Here is a 14629-nt window from a genome sequence, read left to right on the forward strand (position 1 = left end):
CGTTCAAATTGATTTCCAATCTGAACGCCATTTTGCATGCTATCCTACTTCACGACCGCCCCATTCGGCATGCTGTCCGGCACGGTAGCGACCGTCAGCTGCCCGTCCTTGGACGCGGCCAGTATCATGCCTTGCGACAAGACGCCGCGCAGCTTGACCGGCTTCAGGTTCGCGACCACAATCACTTTGCGGCCGATAAGCTCCTCCGGCTTGTAATATTGCGCGATGCCGGAGACGACTTGGCGCTGCTCGTAGCCGAGGTCAAGCTCCAGACGAAGCAATTTGTCCGCTTTTGGCACCGGCTCGCAATGCGTCACTTGACCGACGCGGAGCTCGACCTTGCCGAAATCGTCGATATTGATTTCTTCCTTGGCATCGGCAGGGGGCCCTGCCGCAGGCTGCGCTTCCGCCGGCGCAGACGCTGCCGCAGGCGCCTCGGCTGGAGCGGACGCGGCTGCCCCGCCGCTCATGCTCTCCGCGATGAATGCCGTCTCTACGGCAGCCTCCAGGCGCGGGAAGATCGGCGCGGCCTTGACGACGCGCGTGCCTTCCGGAATGACGCCGAACGTGCGAGCCGAATCCCAGTCGGCGCATGTCTCAGGCTTCAATCCGAGCTGCTCCCAGATCAGGGCAGGCGCCTTTGTCAGGAACGGCTGCAGCAGAATCGAAGCGACACGCAGGCTCTCCGCCAGATGCGTCATCACCGAAGCCAGTTCGTCGCGTCGCGCTTCGTCCTTCGCGAGCGCCCATGGCTGCGTCTCATCGATATATTTGTTCGTCCGGCTGATGAACTGCCAGATTGCGCTGAGCGCGACGGAGAACTCCATCTTCTCCATAGCCGCTTCCACCTTATCCACCGTCTGGCCTGCCATCGAAGCCAATTCGCCGTCGAACGGAGTGACCTGACCCTGGAATGCCGGAATGACGCCGTCGAAATATTTTTCGATCATCGCCACCGTCCGGTTCAGCAAGTTGCCCAAATCATTCGCCAAATCGTAATTGATGCGCTCCACGAAGCCCTCCGGCGTAAATGTGCCGTCGGAACCGAACGGCACCTCGCGCAGCAAATAGTAGCGGAGCGCGTCGAGGCCATAACGGTCGATCAGCATGACCGGATCGACGACATTGCCTTTCGATTTGGACATTTTGCCGTCCTTCATCAGCAGCCAGCCGTGGCCGAACACCTTTTTCGGGAGCGGGAGTCCGAGCGCCATCAGCATAATCGGCCAATAGATCGTGTGGAAGCGGATGATCTCCTTCCCGACGAGATGCACATCGGCCGGCCAAAACTTCTCATACAGCTCCGAATTGTCGGATCCGTAGCCTAGCGCCGTAATATAGTTCGTCAAGGCATCGATCCAGACATAGACGACATGCTTCGGATCGCCGGCCACCTTGATTCCCCAGTCGAACGACGTGCGGGAGACCGCCAGATCCTCAAGGCCCGGCTTGATGAAGTTGTTGATCATCTCGTTCTTGCGCGATTCAGGCTGAATGAAGTCCGGATGCTCTTCATAGTAAGCCAGCAGTTGATCGACATATTTGCTCATGCGGAAGAAATAGCTTTCCTCCTTCACGAGCTCCACCGGGCGTCCGCAGTCCGGACAGTTGCCGTTGTTCAATTGACGCTCGGTAAAGAACGCTTCGCACGGCGTACAGTACCAGCCTTCATAGGTTCCCTTGTAAATGTCGCCCTGCTGAACCAGCTGATCGAAAATTTGCTGGACGACCTTCTTGTGGCGCTCCTCCGTCGTGCGGATAAAGTCGTCGTAGGAAATATCGAGCTTCTTCCACAGCTCTTTAATCCCGACGACGATATCGTCCACGAATTGCTGCGGCGTCTTCCCTGATTCCGCCGCCTTGCGCTCAATCTTTTGCCCATGCTCGTCCGTTCCCGTCAAGTAGCGGACATCGAAGCCGCGCAGCCGCTTGTAGCGGGCCATCGCATCTCCGGCTACCGTCGTATACGCATGCCCGATATGGAGCTTGTCGCTCGGGTAATAGATCGGGGTCGTGATGTAAAAGGTTTTGTTATTATTGGCCATCATGCCCATCCTCCTTCATATTCGCTTGCAGCCGCTGGTGTGAACCCGGAATGCACGCAAAAAAGCTCTCATCCTCTTGGGACGAGAGCTGAACTCACGCGGTACCACCCAAATTCCTGGCGCCTACCCTTGTTCTTCCGCAGGGCAGAGGCGACAGCTTCATTGCGGCCGATTCAACCGGCCTGGAACATTCGTTAACGGGAATGAGCCGCCGCAGGCTTGCCTTCCCACGCGATTCGCGCGCAGAAGCTCGCAAGCGGTTCCTCCGGGACCATGTTCGGAAGGGGTCACATACCGGTTCGCAGCAATCCCGGCTCTCTGCGATGCTCATCGCTTCCTACTTATCCGTTCATCGGATGCTATATATGCACTATTTTCTCCAGCTTACCTCCAAATATATCCCAGCCCTCTGCCACATGTCAAGAGCGCTTCAGCGGAACCGGATCGTAACCGCCCGGATGGAACGGATGGCAGCGGCCGATCCGCTTGATTGCGAGCCAGCTTCCCTTGATCGGACCGTGAACCTCGAGCGCTTCCAGCGCATAAGCCGAACAGGTCGGATAGAAGCGGCATGTCGGGGGCTTCAACGGGGAGATGAATTTGCGGTAAAATCTCACCGGCCCCTGCAGCGTCCGCACCGCCCGCGACGGGCGTGAAGCGGTCTGCCAGCCCGCATCCTCGGGCGAGCTCATGGCCGGGCACCGTCCTTATTCGAACCGGTTCCCGCCTCGGATCCGGCTGCATGAGAACAGGCTTCGCAATAGCCGAACACTTCGAATTTATGCTTCACGACCTGGAACTTATCGGGCACATCGGTCAACGGCATCGGACAAAAGTGTATCGGGTACGTCTTCTCGCACTGCAGGCAGATCATATGATGATGATGATGCGCCTCCGCGCAGTGAACCCGGAACTTGACTCCGTCCTCGAAGACGATCTGCTCCAGCACGCCCAATTCATGCATGACGCGGAGATTGCGGTATACCGTATCGAAGCTCAGCCCCGAATACCGCTTCCCCATAAAATCATAGACATCCTTCGGCGTCAGGAAACCGTCCGTATCCGCGAATAATTTGGCTAGCGTGCGACGCTGTTCCGTAATCCGCAGTCCTTGCGCCGCCATTTTGTCCAATATTTGATCTGTGGTCAGCATCGGTGTCCCTCCCGTAGATTCCGAACCTCTCCTATAATAATGAGCCATTGTCCTTCCGTAGTCAAACCTTCTCCCCGCAACCCGCTGTCCAAGTCAGTCCCCTGCTCACCCAGGCAGTCATCCCTCTGCTCCAACCAGCCCCCCCCCGTGGCGGAACAGCTTATCTCCTTGATGCGTCAAGAATGGCCGCAAGCCTTTGAAGACGAGGAGATACGCTAGCCCGACAACCCGGACACCAATCCGGTATCATTTGTATACGTGTCCCACAGCCGCGTTATAAGCCACGTCGCCGTTCAGAACAAGAAGCTCCATCATCGGGGCCAAGCGTACCGCGCTTTCGGACTCAGCGAAGTCCTCACCCGTCCCTCCAGCCGGGGCCTTGGTTTCGGCACGAAGCTGATTCAGGAGGCGGCAGCCTATATCCAGACGCAGGAGCCGGATATTTCCGTGTTCACGTGCAAGCCCGAGCTGACGTCATTCTATGCCCGGGGCGGCTGGAAATACATCGAGGGCGCTTGTCTGGTCGGCGGCACAAAACGCAAGCCGTTCCGCAGTGATTCGCTGGGGCAGGCCGTCATGCTCCGCCTGCATTCGGCCGCAGCGCGGAAGCGCCGGCAAGATTTCGAGCGGGCGGATCTTTATCTTGAGCTGGGCGAGAATATGTTGTGGTAGCGTGATCTCTGGCCGGAATCATCTTCCGCCCTCCCATCCATCCGTTCCTCACGTAGCCGCTTCCCCACAGCCGCTGCCTCATGCTCCCTAACTAACAGCCACTGCTTCGGGCCGCTGCCTCACAGCAGAAGAAGCTGACCCTGCCATGCCTTCCGGCATGCGGGACAGCCTCTTTGAAGTGAAGCGATTATTTCTCCAAATGATACTGCTTGTACAAATCATCGAGCATCAGGTTCGCTGCGCGCACGCCGCCGGCCGTATTCCAGATGGCGTCATCGACGCGGAAGACCTGATTGTTCTTGACGACGTTCAGGTTTTGCCACAGCTTGTCCTTCGTCCATTCTTCCTCCAGCTTCGACGCTTCCTGATTCCCTGTCTCATAGACGAAGTAGAACATCAAGTCGCCGTCCATTTCCGGTATCCGTTCCTTGGAGACGTCATCCGCGAAAGCGTCCTTTTGCTGAGCCTCCGGACGCTTGATGCCGATCTGGTCGAGAATAATGCCGGAGAACGTCTGCTTGTAGTAAATTCGAACCTTGCCTGGCATGAATCGGACAATCGAGACTTCCTTGTTGAGCTGATCGCCGGCCTTCGCCCGGAAATCTTCAACCCGCTTGTCGAAGTTCTGAATCAATTGCTCGCCCTCTGCCTTCTTGTTGACGGCATCGGCCCACAGCAGCAAATTCTCTTTCCATTCCCCGCGCAACGTCTCCGAGAAGACCGTTGGGGCAATATCGCTTAACTGCTGATAGAGCGCTTCGTGACGCATTTTCGTTCCAAGAATCAGATCCGGCTGCAGACTCAGAATCGCCTCCAGATTCGGCTGTCCTTCCTCGCCGAGATCGACGACGCCTTCCATGTCCGCTTTAATATGCTCATACCAAGGCTCCCCGGTCCAGGACTTCACGGCTCCCACCGGCTTGATGCCAAGCTCGAGCAGCGCTTCCGTCCCTTCGTTCGTCAGCACGACAACGCGCTTCGGATGCGCCGGAACGTTCGATGTCCCCATCGCGTGCTTGACGGCCCGAGTCTGAGCCTCGCCATCTCCTTCCGCTTTCCCGGCGCCTTCCGTCGTACCGCCTGCCCCGCCATTCGAATTACCGCCGCAGGCCGACAGCACCAGACCAATCACCAGCACGAGAGACAGCAATGATGTCCACTTCTTCATCGAGTATTTGCCCCTTTCACATCGCCAGAGCCATCAATCGGCTCTTCCTTAGAATCATTCCAAACATTCAAAAAACGTTCAAAATTAGATAAAAAATAATTGTTGCAATTGAATCGGCCAGTCCTGATAATGATTATCAGTCGCCGAACAAGCTAATCGTATAGAATGTGCTGCGATTTGTCAACAATTGATTTTTATATCATTTACGTTAAAGAAAGGAATACGCCGCATGAGAACTTCTTGGCTGTCATCCTCGTCCGCCAAATGGATTGGCTGCATCGTCGGCATCTTCGTCCTGCTCGGATGCATTTGGGCTAGCATCGTCTACGGCGTATTCGATACGAAGCTTCATCACGTATGGGAAGCGCTAACCGATTATCAGCAGTATGCGGGAAGCAATGAGCATATCGTCATCCGCGAAGTCCGGATTCCGCGCGCGCTCATTGCCGCAGCGGTCGGAGCCAGCCTCGGCATCTCCGGCGTCATTTTGCAATCGCTGACGAAGAACCCGCTGGCCGATGCCGGGATTTTTGGAATCAACGCGAGCAGTTCCCTGTTTGTCGTGTTCGGATTCATCTTTTTCCAGTTGAACTCGCTGCAATCCTTCACTTGGCTCGCGCTCGCCGGCGCTTGCGCCGGCTGCCTGCTCGTCTTCCTTCTCGGTTCATCGGGCGGAAGACAGATTCATCCGATTCGCATGACGCTGGCCGGCTCGGCCATCGCCGCGCTCAGCAGCTCGCTGACCAACGGACTTCTTATCTCCAACCATCGGGCCATGGAGGAAGTGCTGTTCTGGATTGCCGGCTCGGTCGAAGGAAGGAAGCTGGAGGTTCTGGTTGACGTACTCCCATACATGGCCATCGCCTGGATTGGGGCCTGGGTGCTGGCCAAGCCGATGGATACGCTGAACCTCGGGGATGATGTCGCCGTCAGCCTCGGACTGAAGGTCGCCTATATCAAATGGGGCATGGGACTGCTCATCGTCATGCTTGCCGGATCTTCGGTCGCCGTGGCGGGACCGATCGGATTCCTCGGTCTCGTCGTCCCGCATATCGCCCGCAGCCTGGTCGGCATCGGCATGCGCTGGCTCGTCGTATACAGCGGCTTGATCGGCGCGATCGTGCTCCTGCTTGCAGATATCGGCGCCCGCTTCATCGCCGAGCCGAAAGAGATTCCGATCGGTGTCATGACCGCGATCATCGGGGTGCCGTTCTTCGTATACGCCGCACGCAAGGGGGTTAGAGGATGAGACAGAATAACAGACACCGGCAATTTCGCTCCCGCTCGGGCCGCGTCTCCTTCCTGATCGAACGAAAAGGATGGATTGCGGTGGCCCTGCTCTTCCTGCTGCTCCTGATATGCATGATCCTCAGCGCCGGAATCGGCACGCTGCGCATCGCTCCGCTCGACGCGCTTCTGGCCTCATTCGGCTACGGCGAGCCCATAGAGGTAATGACCGTGCAGAAGCTGCGCATGCCGCGCATCGTGACAGGCGCCTTCGTCGGCGCATCATTGGCCGCCTCCGGCGCCATCATGCAAGGGCTAATCCGCAATCCGCTCGCATCGCCGGATATCATCGGCATTACGGGCGGAGCCTCAGTCGCCGCCACGGCACTGCTGACACTGGCTCCGTCTGCAAGCATCGCCTGGCTGCCTCCGACAGCATTCGCTGGCGCAGCGCTCATGACCTTCATTGTCTACGGGCTTGCCTGGAAGCAAGGCGTGAAGCCGGCGACGCTCGTACTCATCGGGGTCGGCGTCGGCGCCGCCGCCCAGGCGGTCAACACGATGCTGGTCGTCATGAGTCCGATGTACGTCACCGCCAAGGCATACAATTGGCTGCTCGGCAGTATCTACGGCGCCGGCTGGCCCCAAGCCAAACAAATAGTGGTCTGGTTCGCCATCACCGGCCTGATCGCCTTCATCCTGTCGCGGCGCATCAACCTGCTCCAGCTCGGGGACGATGTCGCCCAAGCCGCCGGAAGCAGCGTGCAGCGCGACCGCTTCCTGCTGCTGGGCACCGCGGCCGTCCTTGCCGGGGCCGGAGTGGCCATCGGCGGTCCTATCGGCTTCATCGCCCTGATGGCGCCGCATATCGCCCGCCGCTTCGCCGGCTCAACCTATGGCCTGCTCATACCAATGAGCGCGCTTGTGGGCGCCATCCTTATCGTCATCGCCGATACGGCCGCCCGCACCGTGATGAGTCCGCTCGATATCCCGGTCGGCGTCTTCACCGCCGCCATCGGAGCTCCCTTCTTCATCATCTTGCTGCTCCGGAAGAAGCGGAGCGACGGCTAGCCCCCCAACTGTAACGGATGGCCCGCCCTGCGCGGGCCACCGAAGCCGGGGCACAGGTCGGACATTGGACAAATCACTTACTTCCTCTTACGCTCGCTATCCCCTTCACGAAGGTTGGACAAGTCACCTTCTGACTCTTACGCTCGCTATCCCCTTCACGCAGGTTGGACAAGTCACCTTCTGACTCTTACGTTCGCTATCCCCTTCACGCAGGTTGGACAAGACACCTTCTGGCTTCTTACGTTCGCTATCCCCTTCACGCAGGTTGGACAAGTCACCTTCTGGCTTCTTACGTTCGCTATCCCCTTCACGCAGGTTGGACAAGTCACCTTCTGACTCTTACGTTCGGTATCCCCTTCACGCAGGTTGGGCAAGTCTCCTTCTGGCTTCTTACGTTCGCTATCCCCTTCACGCAGGTTGGACAAGTCACCTTCTGACTCTTACGTTCGGTATCCCCTTCACGCAGGTTGGGCAAGTCTCCTTCTGGCTTCTTACGTTCGCTATCCCCTTCACGCAGGTTGGATAAGTCACCTTCTAGCTTCTTACGTTCGCTATCCCTTTTACGCAGGTTGGACAAGTCACGTACTGACTCTTATGCCCGCTATCCCCTTCACGCAGGTTGGATTTGTTATTGTCCAACTCTTTGGTGAAAGTCCCCCTGACCAGGTGGGGACTCTGTGAAAGTAGCCAAAACATGATTCGTGAAACCTGACCCGCGGGGATAGTGGTTATAAGGAGTCAGCGCGGGAAATCATCCGTAACACACCTGAGGCGGCGGGATATTGAGCATAAGGAATCAGTACAAGGATATCAGCCGTGAAAACCTGACCAGTGGGGATATTGGTTATAAGGAGTCAGTGCGGAACATCAACCGTAACACACCTAGGCGGCGGGATATTGAGCATAAGGAGTCAGTATAAGGATATCAGCCGTGAAAACCTGACCCGTGGGGATATTGAGCATAAGGAGTCAGTACAAGGATATCAGCCGTAACATCTGAGGCGTGGGGATATTGGTCGTAAGGAGTCAATGGGCAATCCAGTCGCTCCAAAAAAAGAGAGGGCCCTTTGTGGGAACCCTCTCTGTCTAGTGTTGTAATGAGTATAGAATGATGGCTTATTCTGCTGGTTTTTCTTTTGGCAATGGGATGAACAGCAGATTGACCGGCATATTGCTGCCCGCGGCCGGGGTGAACAGAATCTCTACCGTCTCCTCGTAAGCTCCGGTCCGGTAGACGACGCTGGCTTCGCCCGTACTGCTCAATCTTCCGTTATTCGGGGTGGTCACGGTCTGTCCATTCACATACAAACCGCCCGAGTAGGAGCCGCCGCGAGAGTTGAAGGCGATCAACGTGTGCGGCGCCACATTTTCGAGCTTGACACGGTACAATACGCCATAGTTGCCGGCGTTCACCTGTTTCTCATAGGTCATCATATCCGAACCTTCAATGTACGTGTCATTTGTCTTGTCGGCAAAGACGAGACGGGAGGCGGTTTCTCCTACCCGCTCGCCGATCGTGAAGACGCGATCCGCATTGTTGAACGTGCCTCGGATATGCTTGCCATCTGGCTTAAGCTCTTTCAGCTTGTTGAGTTCCTTCATAACATCCTTCGAATCTTCCAGGGCTATGACCGAATATTCTAACGTATTGTCGCCGAAGAAATCGGCGTACATCGTATAGATATCCCCTGGTCTCATCGCACGCTCGTTCAATTGCGGTGTCAGTACCCGGGTCTCGTTCGGCTGAAGCACCAACTCATTGATTTCTCCTGTCTTCTCGAACGATTCCATGTAGCGAACCGATGCGAGCTTCCCGGTCTGCTGCGGATACGGATTCGGTCCAGCTTGGCCGTAATGCTCCACATAGACGGTAGCCGGATCATCGGATATGTTTTTCGCAACCACATAGAGCTGCATCTTCTTGTCGGTTCCATTTTTGTGATGGAGGAAAATGCGGGCGCCGCCAGCAACGCGATCTTTGTACACGATTCCTTCCTCAAGCACGGTCTCCGGAGAATTCGTGCGGTACAGTGTCCGTCGCTCTTCCTTCACTTCCGGCTGAAGCAGCTTCATATCCAATACGGAACGAGCGCCAAGCGGGAACACTTCCCCGTACGGAGTGTAGAGCAGGTTGAACTCGTCGAAGGTGTACAGTGTTTCATCCGAGATCATGATGGTCTGGGAATACTCATCCGTCAGCCCGAACTTATTTGTCACCTTGAGCGTAATCGTCTGCGGCCCCGGTTGGAAAAACGCCGGCTCATTGTTCGTCCATACCCGTTCCGTGATGGAATCCTCTTTGTCCGTGCTCAAATCTTCGTAACGGATGTACTCCCCCATTTTATAGGTGGTCTTAGGCGTCTGGAAGTGCGCCTTCGGCGGTTCCTTCGCCGGCTGGACTGTAATATTGACAGAGTACGGTTCGCTTATGTTGCCGCGCTCGTCGACGACCCGAAGGGTAATCGTATAAACGCCAGGCTCATCATAATACTCCTGAAGCCCTTCCCACTGTTCATCGACTATCTTCAACCCGGTTGGGCTCGTGGATTCGTTCTTGACCGTCACGCGGGTCTGCGTCGCGAAAATCTCCTCTTCATTTACGCTGAATTTGGCAATCGGTTGCGTGTTCAACTGAATCACGATCCGCTTGTTCTTGCTGTCCCATGTATATGGATAGCCAAAGGCCTGCATTGCGGACGTTACCGGCACCATGAACGTGTTTTTGACAATATAAGATTCCCCGCTCATCTTGGTCGGGGAACCGTTCACCCGGTATTGATCGCTGCCCGCTTTATAGCGCAATTCCTTGTCTCCGTTCGTAATAATCGTTTCCTTGGTCTTATTGTCGAATCGGGTCTGCAATCCGAACCGATCCACCAAGGACCGGAGAGCTATATAAGAAACGCCCTTTTTGACGGTAATCGGCTGTGGAGAGGTATATTTAACGCCGTTATGATACATCACATTGCTGTTCGCCATCAGGATGAGCTCATCCATGCCGGCAATGCCGGCTGCGGGATCCGGGGTAACCGTGTCCTGCTCCGTCATCTCCGGGTCCGCTGTATCCGGGTTCTCCCCGCTTCCATCTCCGTCCGGCTCTTCAGCTGTAATGTCGCCTTGCTGTTGGGATTCGACGGCCGCTTCCGTTCCTCCTACTGCGCTGCCGTCTCCTTCTGCCGCAGCCAAGACGGGAACCATCGTGATAAGTTGTATTGCTGCCAAGCAAGTAACAAATAGCTTTTTCCAAGATTTCATTTCTATGCTTTCTCCTCACCCATCGTAATCATTCGTGCTCATATCGAATCCTGGCTCCTTCATGTGAACATAATCTTAGACGCAAAAGATTACAAAAAGTTTCATTTTTCGTAACCATCTTCACAGAAAGCCAGCATAGAAAAGAATTCCGGTGATTAACGAAGAAAAAAGGCGAAATAGAAACCAAGTAAACGATGATCCATCATTTGATCTCCCGAACGGGCAGCAGGCGAACCCCAGGATTGCACTCTTAACAAAACAATGTTACGATATCAACGTAACACTGTTACACAATAACCAAGGAGGCTTCCGCTTGGCATGGACGAACAATTGATTTCAAAAAAAGAATTGCTCGATCTGACCGGGATCTCTTATGGGCAGCTGTACCGGTGGAAGCGCAAAAATCTGATACCGGAAGCGTGGTTCATCCGGAAGTCTACCCACACCGGCCAAGAGACTTTTTTTCCAAAAGACAAAATATTGGAGCGCATCGATAAAATCATCAATATGAAAGAGGATTTGTCGCTAGATGAATTGGCAGACATGTTCTCGCCGCATGTCGCCAGCACTGCACTCAGCAAGGCCGAAATTATCGGCCGCGGTCTCGTGACGCCGATGGCGCTTCAGGTGTACACCGAGCAATTGGGCGATGCCGAAGCTTTTTCATTTGAAAAGCTGCTGCACATCTACGTGCTCGATCGGATGCTCCAATCTGGCGATATGAGTCTGGAGGAAGGCATGCTGCTGCTTCAGCTGCTGCAGGAGCATTATGGCAAGTTCGAAGGGAAGGATTGCGATCTAGTACTGATCCGCAAAATGGGCATTAGCACACTGCTCCTCGTCTCCAGCCCGGATGATATCTGCGTGGATGGCGGAGCAAAGCTCGTGACCCGCCTATCTCTCTCCAGCTGCTTGCAAGAATTGAAACTCAAACTTACGTAATGGGAGGAACCTCTTATGTCTCAAGCAACGGGAGATCTTATGATTTCAGGTCTCGGAAGCTCGTCCGGCGGCACCTATCAGCGTGTTCGGATAGATGGAATGGGCAGTATCGATGGAGATCTCGTCTGCTCATCCTTTGCCTCCAACGGGAAAGGCAAAGTAACAGGCAATCTGGAGGCGGATACGATGGAGGTTCGCGGGATGCTTACTCTCCAAGGAAACCTTCAATCGGATCATAGCCGCATCGATGGGACGGCCCGGCTGGATGGTCATTGGTCGGGCGACGAGATCGAGCTCAACGGCACCGCCACAGTCGCTTACGACTGCCAGGCCGAACGTTTCGTCTCCCGCGGCGCCTTCCATATTGGCGGATTGCTCAACGCAGGCACGATCAATGTCAAAATGGCTGGCGGCTGCCGGGCGCGAGAAATTGGCTGTGAGCGGATTCTGGTTCGACAAGGCGCCGCGTTATCGATCTTCAACAAGCTGTTCTCCTCCTTCACCAACCGTCCTAAATTGGAGGCGGACACGATCGAGGGGGATATCGTCGATCTGGAGTATACGCGTGCCCGCGTCGTGCGCGGCAATCATGTCACCATCGGTCCCGGCTGCCAGATCGATCAGGTTGAATACCGGCAGTCCGTACAACTGCATGAAGAGGCTCAAGTGAATAGCCGCCGGAAGCTGTAATGAAACAGGATGCGGTCTGTCTGGGATTTATCCCTTGCGGCACCGGCAAGCCTGAATAAGGAGGAATCGGATACAATATGGAACAGCGGCGCGATCTGAAAATTATGGGCTCCTCACGCGCGGGCGGGGGAGTATACGACAAAGTAAGCATCATGGGAGACGGCTCTGTGCACGGCGATGTGGACTGCCGCCAGTTCAGCTGCGCGGGCTCCGCCCATATCGAGGGCAGCGTGAAGGCCGGGGAAATGAAAATTCGGGGAACCTCTCAAGTCAACGGAAACGTGAATGTGAACAAGCTCTCTATCCAGGGGAACGGCGAGATTCACGGCAGCCTGCGCGCCGGGGAGGCCAATATCGGCGGGATGGCAACCATCAGCCGCAATCTGCAGGGCGAGCGGCTGAGCCTGAGAGGCTCCGCGACGGTTCAGGGCGATTGCGAATTCGAATCCATCACTGCCAGCGGTTCGCTCCAGGTCGAAGGCCTGCTCAATGCGGGCAGCCTGGACCTACGTCTTCAATGGCCCTGTCATGCCCGCGAGATCGGCGGAGACACGATCAAGATCCGCCGCGGCAGCGGACTTGGCAATCTGCTCGCCATCCTTCCCGGCCTGTTCCATTTGGCGCCGGATGCGCGTATGAGCGCCGAGCTCATCGAAGGCGATCATATTGAATTGGAGCATACGACGGCACGCATCGTCCGCGGGAACGATGTCATCATCGGCCCCGGCTGCGAGATCGGGCAGGTTGAGTACCGCCGGCAGCTGCACTGTCACCCGGATTCCAACGTTCATCATATTGCCCAAATATAACTGCGGCTTACAGCCCCGGGGACCGGATTCGGTTGTGTCTAATTCTTCACAGCAATGATTGTCGCCTTAGACAGTACGCGGAACAGCGGTAAGAGCATCCTTTGGATGAGGATGCTCTCTTACCGTTGTTCGATGTTCTATTGTGCGGATGATCCCATCTGGCTGCCCGGCAATATCGTACCGCCTGTGCCAACGATAATGAACGGCTTGCCGTCCCTGCGCCGCTGACGGATGTCCTTTTTTTACTGGCCCCGCACCCCATAGCGGCGGCGCAGTTCGGCTGCGGCCATACGAACCTCGTCCGGATCCGGAAGCCGCAGTCTCGCCGCCCCGGCCGCGATTCCCTGCTCCGTCTGCCGCTCGCGGACAACCCGCTTCACGGCGGCGGTGAAGGCCTCGGCCGCATCGCCTTCCCGGCCAAGCCCAGCCGCTTCCTCGAGGCTGGCCGTGCTCTCTTCCGTCACGCGCGGATAATCCCGCTCCGTGCCGCCGGCGGCCGCGCGAGCGTAGAATTCCCGCACGAGCCCGGCGCTGTCGCGGCCGGAGCCGCCGGCGATGACGAACGCCTGCACGATGAAGGCGTTCGCCTGCCGGCGCTGGGCGATGCCGCAAAATTTGCGGCCGCCAATGCTCAGGTCGAAGTCGCCGGGGCAGTAGGCCCCTTCGACCTCGCCTTTGTCGACGCGGCAGCCGGTATGCTGCAGCGCGCGCCGAATCAAGCGGTACATCCGCTCGAAATCGCCGTGAAAATGCTTGTCGCCCCCCTCCTGCTTCGGCAGGATGAGCGACAGGTTGACGACGCCGGAATCGAGCGGCACCGCCGCGCCGCCGGTATTGCGAACCGCCGTCGCATAGCCCAGCGACTCCAGCCACCGCAGCGCCTCGGCGGCTTGGGGCAGCCTGCTGTCGCGCTGCCCGAGGATGAAGGCCCGCGGATGGCGCCACAGATGGCAGAGCGGCGGGCCCCCGCGGCCGGTCTCTCTGCACAGCAGTTCATCCAGCGCGAACGGATAGAGCGGATCCGGCTCCGTCCAATCGTTCGTGCGATCCAGCAGCAGCACGTCATTCAACTGGCCGAGTACAAGCTCATCAAGGACCTCGTCCTCCGGCTGCCGCCCGCGGCGTTCCGTCTCTGTTCGGTGAGTCATTTCGCTGCCTCCTGCACGGAAAGGGGGCGAGAGCGCCCCCTTTCCTTTTTTTCTATATTTTCCACTCGCGAAGGTTCAGATGCCGAACCCCTTCCACGACATACGGATCGTTCTCCGCCAGCTGGCGCGCTTCTTCCATGGAATCCGCCACATAAATGACCATGCCGCCCGATCCGTCGCCGAAGGGGCCTTTGGCGAACACCTTGCCCTGCTCTTTCAACTTGTCCAAATAATTCAGGTGCGCCTGACGATACGTTTGATTTTTAGAGGCATCCTTCATTTCCAATAAAGCCGCAAAATGAGCCATGTCGATTATCTCCTTTTCCCTGAACGGGTAGTAAATACGGCAATCCCCGGGCAAAACGGCTCCTGGCGCCGTTAGACAGCCTACCGGCGGATCGCACCCCCTGCGATCCGATGCCGTCTTGGCCAGGCGCCGGAGGCAAGCT

13 protein-coding genes are annotated in these 14629 nt (G+C 56.7%); 6 read left to right on the plus strand and 7 right to left on the minus strand.

The window, feature by feature from the left end:
- Window positions 1-44 precede the first annotated feature (44 nt).
- The 3 genes from metG to L6439_RS17015 all read right to left on the minus strand — a co-directional run bounded on the left by metG (window position 45) and on the right by L6439_RS17015 (window position 3198).
- The gene (gene metG, locus L6439_RS17005) at window positions 45-2045 is read right to left on the minus strand and encodes a methionine--tRNA ligase (protein WP_213468420.1); all 2001 of its coding nucleotides are present in this window, start codon (window positions 2043-2045) and stop codon (window positions 45-47) included.
- Window positions 2046-2464: 419 nt separating this feature from the next.
- Window positions 2465-2737 carry a membrane protein insertion efficiency factor YidD gene (yidD, locus tag L6439_RS17010; protein ID WP_213468181.1) on the minus strand — a complete coding sequence of 91 codons (273 nt, stop codon included), beginning with the start codon at window positions 2735-2737 and terminating at the stop codon, window positions 2465-2467.
- Window positions 2734-3198, minus strand: coding sequence for a Fur family transcriptional regulator (locus tag L6439_RS17015; RefSeq protein WP_168181723.1), 465 nt, complete (start codon window positions 3196-3198; stop codon window positions 2734-2736). Before L6439_RS17015 ends, yidD begins: the two co-directional genes overlap by 4 nt.
- 258 nt (window positions 3199-3456) lie before the next feature.
- On the opposite strand from L6439_RS17015, the gene L6439_RS17020 reads away from it, so the two are divergent.
- On the plus strand, window positions 3457-3870 hold the full coding sequence (locus L6439_RS17020; RefSeq protein ID WP_237096508.1) for a GNAT family N-acetyltransferase: 414 nt from the start codon (window positions 3457-3459) through the stop codon (window positions 3868-3870).
- 187 nt (window positions 3871-4057) lie between these two features.
- Here the strand turns inward: L6439_RS17020 and L6439_RS17025 are convergent, their stop codons facing one another.
- Window positions 4058-5038, minus strand: coding sequence for an ABC transporter substrate-binding protein (locus L6439_RS17025; RefSeq protein WP_213468180.1), 981 nt, complete (start codon window positions 5036-5038; stop codon window positions 4058-4060).
- Between the two features lie 229 nt (window positions 5039-5267).
- On the opposite strand from L6439_RS17025, the gene L6439_RS17030 reads away from it, so the two are divergent.
- Window positions 5268-6287 (plus strand): FecCD family ABC transporter permease, encoded by a 1020-nt coding sequence (locus L6439_RS17030; protein WP_213468179.1) that lies wholly within the window; start codon window positions 5268-5270, stop codon window positions 6285-6287.
- Entirely contained in the window at window positions 6284-7336 is a 1053-nt protein-coding gene (locus L6439_RS17035) for a FecCD family ABC transporter permease (protein WP_213468178.1), read from the plus strand. The genes L6439_RS17030 and L6439_RS17035 overlap by 4 nt, the downstream gene beginning before the upstream one ends.
- Before the next feature lie 1116 nt (window positions 7337-8452).
- On the opposite strand, the gene L6439_RS17040 is transcribed toward L6439_RS17035, so the two are convergent.
- Entirely contained in the window at window positions 8453-10591 is a 2139-nt protein-coding gene (locus L6439_RS17040) for a stalk domain-containing protein (protein WP_213468177.1), read from the minus strand.
- A 318-nt stretch (window positions 10592-10909) separates the two neighbouring features.
- Here L6439_RS17040 and L6439_RS17045 point away from each other — a divergent pair, with 318 nt between their 5' ends.
- From L6439_RS17045 to L6439_RS17055, 3 genes are all read left to right on the plus strand, one after another.
- Entirely contained in the window at window positions 10910-11533 is a 624-nt protein-coding gene (locus tag L6439_RS17045; protein ID WP_168179405.1) for a YhbD family protein, read from the plus strand.
- Between the two features lie 15 nt (window positions 11534-11548).
- The gene (locus L6439_RS17050; RefSeq protein WP_213468176.1) at window positions 11549-12223 is read left to right on the plus strand and encodes a polymer-forming cytoskeletal protein; all 675 of its coding nucleotides are present in this window, start codon (window positions 11549-11551) and stop codon (window positions 12221-12223) included.
- Between the two features lie 77 nt (window positions 12224-12300).
- On the plus strand, window positions 12301-13032 hold the full coding sequence (locus L6439_RS17055) for a polymer-forming cytoskeletal protein (protein ID WP_213468175.1): 732 nt from the start codon (window positions 12301-12303) through the stop codon (window positions 13030-13032).
- Window positions 13033-13274: 242 nt separating this feature from the next.
- On the opposite strand, the gene L6439_RS17060 is transcribed toward L6439_RS17055, so the two are convergent.
- Together L6439_RS17060 and L6439_RS17065 are read right to left on the minus strand one after the other, a co-directional pair.
- Window positions 13275-14180, minus strand: coding sequence for a lipoate--protein ligase family protein (locus L6439_RS17060; RefSeq protein ID WP_213468174.1), 906 nt, complete (start codon window positions 14178-14180; stop codon window positions 13275-13277).
- A 52-nt stretch (window positions 14181-14232) separates the two neighbouring features.
- Window positions 14233-14487 (minus strand): YciI family protein, encoded by a 255-nt coding sequence (locus L6439_RS17065; protein ID WP_168179408.1) that lies wholly within the window; start codon window positions 14485-14487, stop codon window positions 14233-14235.
- Window positions 14488-14629 lie beyond the last annotated feature (142 nt).

This window comes from Paenibacillus dendritiformis (assembly GCF_021654795.1).
Taxonomy (GTDB): domain Bacteria; phylum Bacillota; class Bacilli; order Paenibacillales; family Paenibacillaceae; genus Paenibacillus_B.